The following is a 14,643-nucleotide window of genomic DNA, read 5'->3' on the forward strand; positions in this document are numbered from 1 at the left end:
CCCGTGGCTCGAGGGTGGCTTCAGGAATAAATTCCTGGCTTTGGGGGAATCATAAAGCCCATGACTGTAGTGCATACCGGATTTTCAGGATGCTGGAGCCTGCTCGCCTTACTCCAGAGCGGCGGCAACAGCTTTTCGGTGTCCAAGGCCTGGATCGCGGTCGGGATACTGGTCGTCGTGCTCGTCGTGCTTTTCGCGGCAGGTTTCCTGCGTTCGAGGGGCCGGGAGGGGAGCGGTGTGGAGGGCGCCGAACCGCAGCGTCCCGGGCGGGCCGACCCGCACGCGGGCTCCTCCCCGATAGAGGTCTACAAGAGCGTCGGGGCCCTGCAGGAGAAGGCGGAGCTCAAGATCCTTATTTACACCCCGGAGGAGTATGAGAACCAGCTCGGCGGCGACGAGAAGCTGCTGGACAGGGGGTTCATCGGGGCCGTGAAGGCCTACCGGCAGGTGGAAGGGGAGGGATGGCTGGAGCTGCCGGCCGGTCGGGCCGCGGAGCTTCTGGAACTGCGCGCGGGCGAGTACGAGGAGGACGCCGGGCGTTCGGTCCTGCTCGTCAGACGGCTCCCACCAGGGCTCCCGGCTTCGGTGCAGGACAGGTTCAGGTCGGCTGACTAGCGGAGGTCTGTGGCTGTCCGGCTTGCTCTGAGAGAGTACATGAGCGGCAGCGAAGGCATCCCCTCCGGCAGCCGGTAGATGCCTGGCTCCGTCTCTACCAGAAACGGCCAGCGCCTGAAGAGAGTGTGGTCGTGCTCGTTGAGCATCTCCAGCCGCAGACCGGCGTCTATGAGAGTGGTGATCACTTCACCAAGCGGATGGTTCCACTCGTGGATCCGATTGTGGGTGGTCTGTGCGTCCGGATCCGCGTAAGTCCCCGGCTCGTTGGAGACGACGCCCTCCTTTCGGAAATAGTCGTATCTTACGGTCAGGTCTCCATCGGAGAAGACCCAGGTGATGGGGTGGAACTCGGCGAGGTAGAGGAAGCCACCGGGGCGGAGCAGACCGACGATTGCCTCCGCCCAGCGGCCCAGTTCCGGCAGCCAGTCCAGCGCGCCTATCCCGGTGTAGACGACGTCGAAGCTCTTTCCGGCGAGCGCCTCCGCCGCCTCGTAGACGTTCGCGCAGACGAACTCGGCTTCAAGCCCGGTGTCGGCGGCCAGGCTGCGCGCGGCCTCGACCGCCGCGGGAGAGAAGTCCAGCCCCACCACGCGCGCCCCGCGCCTGGCCCAGCTCAAGGTGTCGAGGCCGAAGTGGCACTGCAAATGGAGCAGGTCCTTTCCCGCGACTTCCCCGACCTCTTCGATCTCGAACGGTGGCAGGGGGTCACGCCCGGCCCTGAAGCCGACGACGTCGTAGAAGCCGCTCCGAAGGTGTATCGGCACCCTCTCGTCCCAGAAGGCCCGGTTTTCTTCCAGCCACCTTTCGTGTGATCCGCTCACGGCAGGTTTTCGATGCGCACGGGCTCGACCGGATCGGCGAGGTCGAAGCCGAAGACGCGCGAGTAGAAGTAGAGCTCGCCCTCGAGCGCGCGCTTTACGTTTTCGGCCCGGCGGAAACCGTGCTGTTCGCCCTCGAAGGGGACGTAGGCGACCGGCAGTCCCTTCTCCTTCAGCGCCTCGACCATCCTCTCTGCCTGGTTGGGGGGCACGACCTCGTCCTCGAGACCCTGGAAGAAGATCACCGGGCACGAGAGCCGCTCCGTGAAGTGTATCGGGGAGCGCTCGCGGTAAAGGTCGGCCCTCTCCGGGTATGGTCCGATCAGGTGCTCCAGGTAACGCGACTCGAACTTGTGCGTCTCTCTGGCGAGCGCTTCAGCGTCGCTCACCCCGTAGTAGCTCGCCCCGGCGCCGAACGTATCCCGGAAGGTGAGCGCGCAGAGCGTCGTGTACCCGCCCGCGCTCCCGCCCGTGATGATGAGGCGTTCCGCGTCGGCCAGGCCACGCTCCGCCAGGTATCGGGCTCCGTTCACGCAGTCGTCGACGTCCACGACCCCCCACCTGCCGTAGAGCCTGCGGCGGTACTCGCGCCCGTAGCCCGTGCTCCCGCCGTAGTTGACGTCGAGCACCGCGATGCCGCGGCTGGTCCAGTACTGTATCTGCGGGCGCAGCGTCGGGGTGGTCATCGAGGTGGGTCCCCCGTGGCTCTTCACGACGAGCGGCGGCAGCTCCCCCTCGGGGGCGGCGTAGCTCTCGTTCTTCGGCGGGTAGAAGAAGGCGTGCGCCGTGAGACCCCCTCCGGTCGGGAACTCCACCGGCTCCGGAACGGAGATGTACGCGGGATCCAACCCGAGTTCGCTCGAGCGGCGCAGAACCTCGTGCCCCCCGGTCGCGGGGTCGAGTCGTACGACCGAGAGCGGCTCTGTCGGCGAACCGCCGATGAAGACCACCCCGGCATCCCCGGAGCGTACGTGGGAGATCGACTGATAGGGCGTTTTTATCTCTTCCAGGCCGCCGGAGCCGACGTGGAGCCGGGCCAGGTGTGAGATGCCGCGTTCTATGTAGCTGCAGACGATCGTCGTGGGGGAGAGGAAGGCGTAGGTGGACGTGCCGAAGACCCACTGCGGCACCCCGAACTCGGCCTCCATCTCGCACAGGGGTTCGACTCCGCCTTCCGTCAGCCGGTAGAGGTTCCACCAGCCCGTACGATCCGAGACGAAGCAGAGTGTCCCCTCCGGAGACCACTCCGGCTGGAAGATGGACTCTTCCTCCCCGCCCGCGAGCCTCACCGGGTCTTTCGGCGAGCCGTCTCCGTCCAGCTTTGCCACCCACAGCTCCGTGCCGTCCCAGGGCATGTTCGGGTGGTTCCATGTGAGCCAGGCCAGCCGGGTTCCGTCCGGGCTCAGGCGGGGCGAGGAGTAGAAGTCGTTGCCGGAGGCGAGCACCCTCTCGGAGCCGTCTTCGAGGTCTATGGCGACCAGCCGGTTCTCCGGTTCCCTGCCCGCCTCCTCGTGGTCCTCGCAAACAGCGATGAGGAGGCCGCGGCGAGCATCCACGACCGTGTCCGCGTAGCGCCGGGCGGAATCCGGGGTGATGGGCTCCGGCTCTCCGCCGGGGGATTGGCGGTAGAGGCGCTGGTCCGAGAAGTTGGAGAAGTAGACCACCCCGTCGTGGACTGCGAAGTCGCCGCCGCCGTACTCGTGCACCCGCGTACGCGCGTTGAAGGGTTGGGGTGCGACCTCTTCCATTCGGCCCTCCGGCGTGCGGCGCACCACCACGTTGCGGCCGCCCTCCTCCGGGCGTGACTCCAGCCAGTAGATGTCCCCGCCGTCGAGCGCCGTCTGGCCCAACCCGACGCTGCCACTCGCGACCATCTCTGCGGAGATGGGGGATCTCCAGGAACCGTAGGGGGCGGTTCTGCGCGCGACCATCCGCTAATCCTCACGCACGTAGCGGGCCGTGACCTCCTGGCGGTTGCCGCACCGCGGGCAGGTGAACGGACGGACCTTCCTGGAGCCGTAGGCCGGGACTATCGTCGTCTTGTTGTAGTCGAAGACGTAACCGCACTCCTCGCACTTCTGGCGGAAGGTGACGACCGTGCCCCGCGTGTTGACCACCGTCGCTCCCGTCATCTCTATGGCCATCTACTCACACCTCCGAAGTGACGTTCTCAGGCAGGATTTTACGACCCGGAGCGTTCCCCGGAGGTTTTAAAGGAACAACGAGGCTATCAGGGTGACACTTCAAGGGGGTGAGGGTTTCGGTGGAGATCGGGTAGGACTTTCATACCCTCTCTCCGGCCGAAGTCTTCCTCTCCTTCCTGAGCTCGAGCCGGGCTATCTGCGCGCGGTGGACCTCGTCGGGGCCGTCGGCGAGGCGCAGGGTGCGCGAGGAGGCCCACATGTACGCGAGGGGGAAGTCGTCGGAGACGCCGGCCCCGCCGTGCGCCTGTATCGCCCGGTCGAGGACGCGCAGGGCGACGTTGGGGGCGACGACCTTTATCTGGGCGATCTCGCTGCGGGCCTCCTTGTTGCCTACCCGATCCATCATGTATGCCGCCTTGAGGGTCAGGAGGCGCGCCTGCTCTATCTCTATCCGGGAGTCTGCGACCCACTGCTGGATGACGCCCTGCTCGGAGAGGGGTTTGCCGAAGGCCACGCGGTTCTTGACCCGCTCGCACATGAGCTCCAGCGCCCGTTCGGCGACCCCGATGAGGCGCATGCAGTGGTGGATGCGCCCGGGGCCGAGCCGACCCTGGGCGATCGCGAACCCCTTGCCCTCGCCCCAGATCATGTTCGAGGCAGGTACCCTGACGTCCTCGAAGGTGATCTCGGCGTGGCCGTGCGGGGCGTCGTCGTAGCCGAAGACGGGGAGCGTCCGCTCTATCTTCACCCCCGGGGTGTCGAGCGGGACCAGGATCATGGACTGCTGCTCGTGGCGGGGTGCCTCCGGATCGCTCTTGCCCATTACGATGGCTATCCTGCACCTCGGGTCCCCGGCCCCCGAGGACCACCACTTCCGGCCGTTTATGACGTACTCGTCACCGTCGCGCACGATGCTGGCCCGCACGTTGGTCGCGTCCGAGGAAGCCACGTCCGGCTCGGTCATGCAGAAGCAGGATCGGATCTCGCCCGCGAGCAGCGGCTCAAGCCAGCGCTTCTTCTGCTCCTCGCTGCCGTAGCGTACCAGCACCTCCATGTTGCCGGTGTCCGGGGCGTTGCAGTTGAAGGCCTCGGGTGCGATGGGGCTGCGGCCCATGATCTCGCACAGTGGTGCGTACTCCAGGTTGGTGAGCCCGGCCCCGTACTCCGAGTCGGGGAGGAACAGGTTCCAAAGCCCCTCGGCGCGGGCCTTCTCCTTGAGCTCCTCCATCACCGGCGGGATGCTCCACCGGCTCTCCGCCGCGTCGAGCTGCTCGCGGAACACCCGCTCCGACGGGTAGACGTGCTCGTCCATGAACGCCTCCAGACGCTTCTGGAGGTCTCTGACCTTCTGCGAGTATTCGAAGTCCACTCTCCCGCCTCTCCTCGCCGTTCCCTGCGTTTCAGGGTGTATTCTAATGGAAGGAGGAATCGTTTTATCCGCCGCTTCCGGCGGGCCTCTGGCCTAGCTTCACGTCTATGGTCTGTTTGCTGCCACCGTGCACGACGGTAACCTTCACGGTGTCTCCCGGCCTGTAATTGCGCAGCGCAGCGACGAGGTCCCCTGTACTTTGCACCTCGTAAGAACCGACCCTGGTTATCACGTCCGTGCGCTTGAGACCCGCGCTCTCGGCCGGGCTGTTCTTCGCCACCTTGACGATGATCGCCCCGTGGTCGACCGAGATCCCGAACCGGCCGGCTATCGAGGGGGTGAGGTCCACCGTGTAGACCCCGAGGTACGGGTGAACCACCTTGCCGTGGCTGATGATCTGGTCGGCCACCGAAGTCGCCACCCGGGCCGGGATGGCGAAGCCTATGTTCTCCGCACCGGTCTGACCCGGCGGCAGGTAGGCCTCGTTTATCCCTATTACCTCGCCTTTGATGTTGGCCAGCGCCCCGCCGGAGTTACCGGGGGAGATGGCGGCGTCCGTCTGGATCAGACCGGTCAGGGACGGAACCTGCACGCCTCCGGTGTAGCGGGACGGGATCGAGCGGTTGGTGCCGCTCACGACCCCGAAGGTGACCGTGGACTGGAAGCCGGAGGGGCTGCCTATGGCTACAGCCCACTCTCCGACCCGGAGGTTCTTCTCGCCGGAGAACTTGGCTGCCGGGAGGTTGTTGCGGTTCACCTTGAGAACCGCGATGTCGTCGTAGGCGTCACGTCCGACGACCTGCGCCCTGGCGATCGAACCGTCCGCGAAGGCGACGTTGACCGAGCTTGCCCCCTGCACGACGTGGGCCGCGGTGATGATGTAGCCGTCGCTGCGGTAGATCACGCCGCTGCCGATTCCCTGGGCGCTTTGCGGTCCGAAGGGAGTCTGCTGGACTTCGCGCACGTTGACCTGTACCACGCTCGGGCTGAGCTGGGCGTAAACCCGCGCCACCGGCTGGTTCTTCGGGATGCTGGAGGGGGCCGCCGGGACCGTCTGGGCCACGCTACCGGTGGTCCGCGAGGTGCCGCCGGAGTTGCTCCCGTTACCGCAGCCGGCGGCCAGCAACCCCACGATCAGCCCGCTCAACAGCAGCAGAAAAGCTCTCCGGGATCTCAAGCTGGCACCTCCCAGGATGTGTCGATGCACATGTCTGTTACGGATCTCTGATTGCCTAGTTTCGTTATACCTTAAGGAAGGAGTGGATGCGTGCAAAACCGAAAAGAAGTTCCCTGGACCTTGCCCGTGCCGGAGGGGCCGTGCGCACCGGTGTCTACCTCTCGGGCTGGAAGGGATGCTGGTGATCGAGCCTCACGGGAACATCGGGGGGCTTGAGATGCAGCCGACCCATCCCGTGCTGGAAGGGCGCCGGAGAGATTTCTCGACCGCTACGAGCTCTCTCCAGGCCGGGCGGTGCTCGTCGAGAATCTCGGGGATGGCGCGCAGGGATGCTTCCGCGTCCCTTCTTTATGTAGAAGAGGCCGGAGGTCGTCTGCGGCGAGGTGGATGCTGGAGACCGGCCCGGTCCGCCGGAAGATCCCCGTCGCCGCCGGATTCGCGCCGGGCGCAGCGGCTCCTGCACGCCGTAGAGCCGGTGGATGCTCTCCGAACGCCCCGGTCCGGCCGGCCTCGTGGCCTACCCGATGGTCGGCTCTCCCGTGTGTGCCAGGTCTACGGTCTTACCCTGGGGCAGGGTCAGGTCGTTCCCCAGATCTTCTGTGCGGTCTCGACGATGGTACGGAGCTTGTGCTCCTCTTCCTCCGGTGTCAGGGCGTTGCCGATGACCGAGGTGGCGAACCCGCACTGGGGGCTTATCGCCAGCCGCTCGAGCGGGACGTAGCGGGCAGCCTCGCGGATGCGCGCTTCTAACTCCTCCACGGTCTCGCGGCGGGGGTTCTTGGTCGTCACCAGCCCGAGGACCGCTATCCTGTCCTCCGGTAGGTGTCGCAGGGGCTCGAAGGTGCCGCTCCTCTCGTCGTCGTACTCGAGCATGAACCTCCCGGCGTTTATGCCGCCGAAGATCCTCCGCGCCAGCGGCTCGTAGGAGCCGGAGACGAGCCAGCGGCTGCCCTGGTTGCCCCGGCAGAGGTGGAACGCGAAGGTCACGCCGGGATGATCCCCGATGACGTGGTTGTCGAGCTCGACGCCGCGGGTGAGCCAGCGGTCGAGGTTCCAGCCACGCGCCTCGTAGAACGCCCGGGTCTTCGGGTCCAGGAGCAGCGGGTAGTGGGGGGCGTCGAGCTGGATGTAGGTGGCCCCGAGCCGCACCAGCTCCTCGACCTCCTCCCGCAAGAGCCGCGCCACGTCCTCCAGGAACTCGTCGAGCGTCGGGTAGGCCTCTCTGGAGACCTCCGGAGACCAGAAGCTGGCGTACAGGGAAGGGCTCGGGAGCGTGACCTTGATGGTCCTGTCCGTGCGCGCCCGGGCGTAGACGAACTCCTCAGCCGAGAGGTTCCGCACCCGGCGGAGTCTGCCTCTGACCCCCAGGTCTTCCGGCCGCTCGGTACTCTTGTCTCCCACCCGCTCGTCGCCGTGCCACTCGCCCCAGAGGTAGGCGTCCACGGTGTGGGGGCCGAAGCCCTCGGTGGACTCGACGAGCTGGCTCTGGAAGGACTCCCGGCGCATCTCGCCGTCGGTCACGACAGAGAGCCCCGCCCGCTCCTGCAACGCGAGGGCCTCGTCCACGGCCCGATCCTCGACGCGCTTGAAATCCGCCGCGGAGAGCTCGCCCGCCGCGCGGCGCTCCCTGGCCTCGAGCAGGTAGGGGGGACGCAGCAGGCTCCCGACCACGTCGGCGCGGGCGGAGATCATACGCCGGGTGAGCGCTCCCCGACGACCTCCACGTCGTCGCGGTACGCCTCGTAAGCCCTGGTGTACTCCATGACCCGCGCGACTTCGGAGACGAACTCCTCGTCGTATCCGGCGCGCTTCAGCAAATAGAAGCCCATCTCCATCCCGGAGGAGATGCCGCCTGCCGTCAGGATGCGCCCGGCGTCCACGACCCGGGCCCGGCTGACTCTGCAGGCGGGCGCGATGTCGGCGAGACGATCGATTGGGGGCTTGCCGTTCGGGGGCTTCTCGGTGTTGTCCGGCTCCTTGCGGTTGGTCGCGGCAAGCCCGTCGAGCAGGCCCATCTTCGCGTAGACCCACGAGCCCGTGCACACGCTGACGAGCAGCGTCTCCTCCGGGAGGGAACGGACGTAGTCGTGCAGGTTGCGGTTGTGCATCTCCGGCCGGGTCCCGATGCCGCCCGGGATCAGGAAAGCGTCCATCGCCGGATGGTCCCTGAAGGAGTAGTTCGGCAGGATGGTGAACCCCGCCTGGGCCTGCACCGGCCGCATCGCCTCCCCGACGAGGAAGACATCGAGCTCCGGATCGAAGCGCCGGGCTACCGAAAATACCCCGTAGGGCGCGGCGAAGTCCACTGTCTCGGCGCCCTCGAACACGTAGATCCCGAGCCTGAACCCCTCTTTTCGTGCCATCCTTGGGCCTCCTCTATGTCGGGGGATGGGCTGTTCCTTTGTTTATACTCCCCGGGAGACCAGCGCGACGGCCCTGCCGGGCCCGCCGCTCGATCCGGCGACCTTGAGGGGGAGGAAGATGAAGTACGCCCCCCGCACGGGCAGCTCTCCGAGGTTCGTCAGGATCTCGACGTAGCGCATCCCCCTGCCCAGGCCCTCCCGGTGCACCGGCACCCCGTCGTGTGCGCTGCCGATGCTCGGGGCGTCTATGCCGAGCGCCCTTATCCCCTTCTCGTGCAGGTAGACGGCGAGCTCCGGTGAGGGTGCGGGCCAGCCCGGGGATTTCCCGGTGACGAGCGGGGCCCGCATGAACCTCTCGCCCTCCTCGCCCTCGGCGTAGTAGCGGTCCCAGCCGGTCCGCAGCAGCACCACCTCGCCCTCCTCCAGCTCCCCGTGCTCTTCCTCGAAGGCCCTTATGTGCTCCGGCTCGATGAAGGGGCTCACCCCGGGCTTACCCTGCCCGGAGAGGAACCGCACGTCGACCACGACGGCGGGTCCCATCAGCTCCTCCGGCGGCACCTTCTCCCCACTCTGGCTCCCGAGCGGGCCCGCCGCTGGGAGTCCCGAGCTCTCCGGCGGGATGAAGTGGGTGGGGGCGTCGAAGTGTGTGCCGCAGTGTTCGTCGATGACGATGAAGTTGGTCTGGTAGGGGGCTGTGCTGCGGGTCCTGCCGGTGGGACCCTCGACCTCGGCGAACCAGTTCCAGTTGTGGTGGGCGAAGCTCATGTGTCCCGGCCAGGTGCCCGGAAGCCGCTCGGAGAGCGTGACCGAGAGGTCGACCACCCGCGCCGCGCCGATCCCGCCGAGATCTATCACCGCGCCTCCTTCCCGCCGAGCATCTCCTGCAGGCTCGCCTCCGCCCGCACCATCGGGTGCTGCATCACCCGGGCGTACAGCTCCTCCAGCGCCTTCTCCCCCTCCTGGCGTTTCGCGGACCACTCCGCGTCGAAGCTCCCTGAGCGTATGCGCTCCTCGAGCGCCTCGCGCAGGAAGGATTCTATCCCAACCCGGTCCGTCTCCGCGAGGCGGGAGAGCTGCCCGTACTGGCTCGTGTGCGAGTGGAGCCTGAGCTGCTCGAAGAAGCCCACCTCGGCCGCCCGCTCGAAGATCTCGGCCGGCTCCTTCGAGACGTAGAGCTCCAAAAGCGCCGCCTCGGGCGGTATGCCCGCCTCGACCTCGAGCTCGAACGCCGCGAGGAAGATCCTCATGATGAGCGGCCAGATCCCCTGCTCGGCGAGGAGGTCCATCCAGGTCTCCTGCTCGAAGCCGACCTCTATCGCCCCGGCCCGCGTGCAGCCTATCGCCTTCGCGAGCGCCAGGCAGTCCTCCCGGGCGTGCCCGGAGGCGTCCCGGTGGACATCCACGAAGCACGGCGCCCCCTCCCCGGAGAGGTAGAGCGCCCTGAGGGCCTCCCCGATCATGCGTGGGGCGACCATCACCACGTCCACCCCCTCCGGCGGTTCGATGTGGGAGAAGGTCACGTTGTAGCCACTCGCGAAGACGAGCGTCTTCCCGGGGGTGAGGTGCGGCCCGATATGCTCCGTGTAGACCTCCGGAGCCACCTCGTCGGGGATGAGCAGGAGGATCACCTCCCCCCTTCGTGCGGCCCCGGGGATGGGCATGACCGGGAAGCCGTCCTCCTCCGCCTGGTCCCAGCTCTCGTCGCGGACGTTGCCGACGATGATGTCCTCTATCCCCGAGTCGCGCATGTTCAGGGCCTGGGCGCGGCCCTGGTTGCCGTAGCCGATCACCGCGACGGTGCGCCCGGAGAGCCTCCCGATATCCGCGTCCTGGTCTGTGTAGATGCAGGCCAACTTTCCCTCCTCTCTTTTCCGGTGGGGCGATGGTAAGCCCGGAGGGGCTCGAAGTGAAGCCCGGTGTACCGGGGGATGAAAAAGGGCCCCGAAAGGGGCCCCGACGGGAGGAGGTCCGCGGTATCCCTACCGCGGGCAGGAGGTGATGAACGGCGAAGCCTCCTTCAGGACCTGCTGCTTCGACTTGGGTTTGTCGAAGGAGGCAGGGAAGGGGACGTAGCCGTTTATGAGGTTGAGGTAGGAGGCGTGGCGCGCCTCGACGGTCGCTATCGTCGCGCCGGCGGTCAGCAGGTCGGGGTTCTTTATCTTGTGGATCGCACCGTCGTAGGCCGAGACGCCAAGGTTCTCGAAGATGCGGGCGAGCTGCACGAAGCCCTTCACGTTCTTGTACGGGAAGCGGTAGCGGCACTCCGGCACGGGTTTGCCGCCGAGCTGCCGGATGACGGCCGTCAGCGTCTTGACGTGGTCGTGCTCGTGCTCCCGGATGAGCTCGAAGTACTTCCTTACCTCGGCGCCGTCGAGGATGCGTATCCCCGCCTTCTGGTAGCGACGGTACCTGAGGAACGCGAGCCGGAAGTCCTGGGTGGTGAACCTCTTCAGGCCCTCCCTGTAGAACGCGTACTCCAGATGTTCCAGCGTGAGCGCGTAGTTGAGGACGGCGATGTCCCCCGCCGTGTTCGCGGCCTCGGCGGTCTTCGGGAGCAGGGCTCCGCCGCCGAGCGCGAGCGCCAGCGCCCCCCCGCCGAGAAGCCTGCCCGAGCCGGAGAGGAAGCCGCGCCGCGAGAGGGCCTCCTCCGTGAACGACTGCTGGACCATTACCGCTCCTTTCTCCAGAGACCGGTTTCGGATACGCCGTATACGGCGCCTGCGGGTTCCCGGATCACAGGAGTCGGCTCGATTCCGCCAGCGGCCTCAGGTTCCCTGATTCATCGAAGCTCAGCTCTGCGGGCCCATCCACGATCTCTGCGTCGCCCGCCGCGAGCACCTCTTCGAGCAGGTTCTCCGAGACGAGGGCGTATCTGAGGTCGAGCGTGTTCGGGATGCGCACGAAGCGCGCCCTCTCCGGCGGGACACCCCAGTTGCAGCGGACGGCGGCCTCGAGCGCCTCGCGGTCGTTCTCCAGGATCAGCGGGATCTTACCCCGCTCGACGAACGTGCTGGTGAGGACGTTCTGGTTGGTCGCGGCGAAGTCCATCTTCTCGAAGAGCCGCTTCGTAGTGAAGTCCGCGAGCCCCACCCCGAGCGCGTTGCCGTGCGAGGCCTCGCTGAGATCACCCACGATGATGTACCTGACCTTCGGGCTCTCCGGCTCCTCGACGCCCGGGATGCGGTAGCGGCCGATGACGTTGGTGTCCATCCCGGTCCCGCTGTAGTTCTTGCCGAGCTCGTCGACGAAGAGGATGTCGATCTCCTCTGCGGGGAGCTTCGGGGCAAGGTTTCTCGCCCGCCGCAGCAGCGCCTTCTCGCGTTCGATTACGGCCTCCGGCAGGATGGCCTCCAGGATCGCGGTCTCCTCGCAGGCGTTCTCGACGAGCGCGACCCCGAAGAGGATCTTGCCGGAGGAGAAGACGAGGCTTCCGGCCTCGACCATGTGGTCGCGGATGCCTGGGATGCCGCGGGCGTGCAGCTTCAGGGCCCCGGCGTGCTTGCCGAGTCCGATCGCGGCCATCTTCAGGAGCCCGCTCTCTATCTCCGAGTGGAAGTCGGTGTGCTGCTTGATCCGGCCCACGACGACCACGCCGTCCGCCTGCGCGGCCAGCCGGTCCATGTAGACCGGGATGCCGTGTGGGGTGCGTCCGATCTCGACGGTCTCCATCGAGGAGCGGATCGGTGCTCCGACGCTCCGCTCGGTGACGCCCAGGCTCTCGAGCACCTCGAGCTGTCCCTCGGCGGTGGCCCCGCCGTGGCTGCCCATCGCCGGGACTATGAACGGCTCCGCCCCGGCCCCTCGCACGATGCCGACGAGTGTCTCGAGCACCTTCGGGATGTCCGAGATGCCGCGGCTCCCGGCGGTGATCGCGACGCTCATCCCCGGTCGGAGCTTCTTCCGGATCTCCGGGCGCGCGCACTGCCTGCGCAGCTCCTCCTCTACGTCCTCCACCCGCGGCCGCGGGAACCCGCGGCGCACGAGGGCCACCTTCGGAAACTCCACCCCCATCACCTCCTCGCTATCCGGCCGCTCAGCTCGCGGGCAAGCTCTATCGCGGCCTTCATGCTGCGGTGGTCCGCCATACCCGTACCCGCGATATCGAAGGCGGTCCCGTGGTCCACGCTGGTGCGGAAGAACGGCAGGCCCACCGTGACGTTCACCCCCGTTTCGAACCCCGAGAGCTTCACCGGGATGTGGCCCTGGTCGTGGTACTGCACGACCACGATGTCGAACTCCCCCTTCCTGGCCCGCGAGAAGATCGTGTCCGGCGGGTAGGGACCGCTCGCGTCGATCCCCTCTTCCCGTGCCCGTTCCACCGCCGGCCTTATGAGTCTTTCGTCTTCCTCGCCGAAGAGGCCGTTCTCCCCGGCGTGGGGGTTGAGGCCCGCGACGGCTATCCTGGGTTCCTCGATGCCGAGCTTCCTCAGGGTCTCGTGGGCGAGACGGATCACGGCGAGCTCCCGCTCGGGCTGCACCAGCTCTATGGCCTCTCTCAGTGGGACGTGGGTCGAGACGTGGATGACGCGCAGATCCTCTGAGACGAGCATCATCGCGTAGTCTCTGGTGCCGGTGAGGTCGGCGAGGATCTCGGTGTGACCGGGGTATTCGTGCCCGGCGAGGTGTATCGCCTCCTTGTTCAAAGGCGCGGTGGCGACCGCGTCCACCTCTCCCTCGAGCGCGAGGGAGGTCGCGTGGCGGACGTACTCGAAGGCGGCGTCTCCGGCCCGGGCGTCGAGCTTGCCGAACGGGAGGTCCATGGGCAGCTCGCTCCGGGTGATGACGTCGGCGATGCCCGGCTCGAAGCGGGCCTCCGAGACTCCTCCTATGACGTTCATGCTCAGGGGGAGCCCGAGGAGGCTTATCGCGCGCCCGAGGATGCCCGCGTCCCCGACGATGACCGCGTGGTTTTCTCGCTGAAAACCCTCCTCGGCGAATGTCCTGGCGACCACCTCCGGGCCGACGCCCGCCGGGTCTCCCATCGTGACCGCGACGGTGGGAAGTGCTCTTCTGTCCTCGGTCATCGTCCTCCTCCGGTCAGGGTGAGAAGCGCGTTCCAGAGCGTCTCGGGCCCTCCAAAACCCCCGGCCTTGGTCACGACCGGGTACGGGCGATCCCCGATCAGGGTGCCCGCTGGAACGCCGGGCTCCACCTCTCCTCTCAACAGGATACCGCGCGCTCCGAGCGCCGAAGCGATCCGACGGGCCGTCTCTCCTCCGGTGAGCGCCAGCGCGTCGAAGAGGTCCTCCTCGGCCAGGCTGACCACGACCCGCGCGAGCGCGGCGGATATCCTCTGTTCCGCCCTCGCACTCCTCTGCAGGGCGGAGCACAGAGCGGCGCTGCGACCGGCCATGAGGACGCGGCACAGGCAGTCGGTAGCGTCTTCTGCGAGCGGGACGACCTCCAGGCCTCGTTGCTTGAGGACATCGAGCTGCTCACGGGCGGTGGCGCTGGTACTCCCCACGACGACGAGCACCCTGCGGGCGGAGAAGGTGGGCGGGCCCGGCACCTTCCGCGGGCCGGGATGGACCGAGCCGAGCGCCCGGGCGAGCCCCGCCGAGCCGGCCCAGAGTACGGAGGCGGGATCCCGAACGCAGCGTACCAGATGCTCCAGGTGGCTTTGCTCTTCTGCGTCCGCCACGATCCATCGCGCCCGCGCCAGCGATCGGCCTGCGTCTTCGCGGCGGGCTCTTGCCGCCAGCACTTCCACCGGACCGAGCCCGGCTCTCTCGAGCAGGGTCGGGAGGTGCCCCCCGGGTAGCGGCTCTCCGTGGAGAACCTGCGTCCCCTCACGGGTCGTGCGGCCCATCTCCGGGAAGGCAGGGGCGAGGAGGCAGGCCCGGCGTCCCGAGGTCTCGAGCGCGGCGCCGAGCTCCGCGGCGACGTTGCCCCGCAGGGTGGAGTCGAGTTTCTTGTAGAGGATGGTGGCGTGCCGCACGCGCTCCGTGGCCCCGGCGGTTATGTCCGCGGCCCCTTCTCTCCCCAGTTCCCTGGAGCCGGTGTCCAGCGCCAGGGCGTCGGCCTCCGGCAGGGTGGTGCTGTTCTGGAAGAGCACGGCCGTACGGTACCCGGAGCGGGCGAACTGCACCCCGCAGTCCGCCGCCCCGGTGAGGTCGTCGGCGACGATGGCGACTGCCGGTTGCGCAGGCGGTCGCAT

General features: G+C 67.4%; 14 protein-coding genes. 1 reads left to right on the forward strand and 13 read right to left on the reverse strand.

Going from position 1 to position 14,643, the window contains the following annotated elements; all coding sequences use genetic code 11:
• Positions 1 to 138 precede the first annotated feature (138 nt).
• Positions 139 to 615, forward strand: a complete 477-nt coding sequence (locus PJB24_RS02150) for a hypothetical protein (protein ID WP_273842175.1) — start codon at positions 139 to 141, stop codon at positions 613 to 615.
• On the opposite strand, the gene PJB24_RS02155 is transcribed toward PJB24_RS02150, so the two are convergent.
• From PJB24_RS02155 to PJB24_RS02215, 13 genes are all read right to left on the reverse strand, one after another.
• On the reverse strand, positions 612 to 1,436 hold the full coding sequence (locus PJB24_RS02155) for a class I SAM-dependent methyltransferase (protein ID WP_273842179.1): 825 nt from the start codon (positions 1,434 to 1,436) through the stop codon (positions 612 to 614). The genes PJB24_RS02150 and PJB24_RS02155 overlap by 4 nt on opposite strands.
• A complete protein-coding gene (locus PJB24_RS02160; RefSeq protein WP_273842181.1) occupies positions 1,433 to 3,364 on the reverse strand; it encodes a S9 family peptidase in 1,932 nt (643 codons plus the stop codon). The genes PJB24_RS02155 and PJB24_RS02160 overlap by 4 nt, the downstream gene beginning before the upstream one ends.
• A gap of 3 nt (positions 3,365 to 3,367) precedes the next feature.
• Complete coding sequence (locus PJB24_RS02165) at positions 3,368 to 3,577, reverse strand: hypothetical protein (protein ID WP_273842182.1); 210 nt, start codon at positions 3,575 to 3,577, stop codon at positions 3,368 to 3,370.
• 139 nt (positions 3,578 to 3,716) lie between these two features.
• On the reverse strand, positions 3,717 to 4,946 hold the full coding sequence (locus tag PJB24_RS02170; RefSeq protein WP_273842184.1) for an acyl-CoA dehydrogenase: 1,230 nt from the start codon (positions 4,944 to 4,946) through the stop codon (positions 3,717 to 3,719).
• Positions 4,947 to 5,010: 64 nt separating this feature from the next.
• Positions 5,011 to 6,123 carry a S1C family serine protease gene (locus PJB24_RS02175; protein ID WP_273842187.1) on the reverse strand — a complete coding sequence of 371 codons (1,113 nt, stop codon included), beginning with the start codon at positions 6,121 to 6,123 and terminating at the stop codon, positions 5,011 to 5,013.
• Positions 6,124 to 6,699: 576 nt separating this feature from the next.
• Positions 6,700 to 7,815: a cobalamin-independent methionine synthase II family protein gene (locus PJB24_RS02180; protein ID WP_273842189.1), complete on the reverse strand. Its 1,116-nt coding sequence runs from the start codon at positions 7,813 to 7,815 to the stop codon at positions 6,700 to 6,702.
• On the reverse strand, positions 7,812 to 8,486 hold the full coding sequence (locus tag PJB24_RS02185; protein WP_273842191.1) for a DJ-1/PfpI family protein: 675 nt from the start codon (positions 8,484 to 8,486) through the stop codon (positions 7,812 to 7,814). The genes PJB24_RS02180 and PJB24_RS02185 overlap by 4 nt, the downstream gene beginning before the upstream one ends.
• A 42-nt stretch (positions 8,487 to 8,528) precedes the next feature.
• Positions 8,529 to 9,341 (reverse strand): cyclase family protein, encoded by an 813-nt coding sequence (locus PJB24_RS02190; protein WP_273842193.1) that lies wholly within the window; start codon positions 9,339 to 9,341, stop codon positions 8,529 to 8,531.
• Entirely contained in the window at positions 9,338 to 10,339 is a 1,002-nt protein-coding gene (gene ilvC / locus PJB24_RS02195) for a ketol-acid reductoisomerase (protein WP_273842195.1), read from the reverse strand. Before ilvC ends, PJB24_RS02190 begins: the two co-directional genes overlap by 4 nt.
• A gap of 126 nt (positions 10,340 to 10,465) precedes the next feature.
• Positions 10,466 to 11,155, reverse strand: coding sequence for a ferritin-like domain-containing protein (locus PJB24_RS02200; RefSeq protein ID WP_273842200.1), 690 nt, complete (start codon positions 11,153 to 11,155; stop codon positions 10,466 to 10,468).
• Between the two features lie 64 nt (positions 11,156 to 11,219).
• A complete protein-coding gene (locus PJB24_RS02205; RefSeq protein ID WP_273842202.1) occupies positions 11,220 to 12,491 on the reverse strand; it encodes a nickel pincer cofactor-dependent isomerase, group 22 in 1,272 nt (423 codons plus the stop codon).
• 5 nt (positions 12,492 to 12,496) lie between these two features.
• The gene (pdxA, locus tag PJB24_RS02210) at positions 12,497 to 13,510 is read right to left on the reverse strand and encodes a 4-hydroxythreonine-4-phosphate dehydrogenase PdxA (protein WP_273842204.1); all 1,014 of its coding nucleotides are present in this window, start codon (positions 13,508 to 13,510) and stop codon (positions 12,497 to 12,499) included.
• Positions 13,507 to 14,643 carry a four-carbon acid sugar kinase family protein gene (locus PJB24_RS02215; protein ID WP_273842207.1) on the reverse strand — a complete coding sequence of 379 codons (1,137 nt, stop codon included), beginning with the start codon at positions 14,641 to 14,643 and terminating at the stop codon, positions 13,507 to 13,509. Before PJB24_RS02215 ends, pdxA begins: the two co-directional genes overlap by 4 nt.

It is taken from the genome of Rubrobacter calidifluminis (assembly GCF_028617075.1).
Lineage (GTDB): Bacteria > Actinomycetota > Rubrobacteria > Rubrobacterales > Rubrobacteraceae > Rubrobacter_E > Rubrobacter_E calidifluminis.

Excerpts from the sequence above, each read along its gene's own strand:
- PJB24_RS02160 (WP_273842181.1), bottom strand. The coding sequence starts at position 3,364 with ATGGTCGCGCGCAGAACCGCCCCCTACGGTTCCTGGAGATCCCCCATC.
- PJB24_RS02165 (WP_273842182.1), bottom strand. The coding sequence starts at position 3,577 with ATGGCCATAGAGATGACGGGAGCGACGGTGGTCAACACGCGGGGCACG.
- PJB24_RS02180 (WP_273842189.1), bottom strand. The coding sequence starts at position 7,815 with ATGATCTCCGCCCGCGCCGACGTGGTCGGGAGCCTGCTGCGTCCCCCC.
- PJB24_RS02185 (WP_273842191.1), bottom strand. The coding sequence starts at position 8,486 with ATGGCACGAAAAGAGGGGTTCAGGCTCGGGATCTACGTGTTCGAGGGC.
- PJB24_RS02200 (WP_273842200.1), bottom strand. The coding sequence starts at position 11,155 with ATGGTCCAGCAGTCGTTCACGGAGGAGGCCCTCTCGCGGCGCGGCTTC.
- pdxA (WP_273842204.1), bottom strand. The coding sequence starts at position 13,510 with ATGACCGAGGACAGAAGAGCACTTCCCACCGTCGCGGTCACGATGGGA.
- PJB24_RS02215 (WP_273842207.1), bottom strand. The coding sequence starts at position 14,643 with ATGCGACCGCCTGCGCAACCGGCAGTCGCCATCGTCGCCGACGACCTC.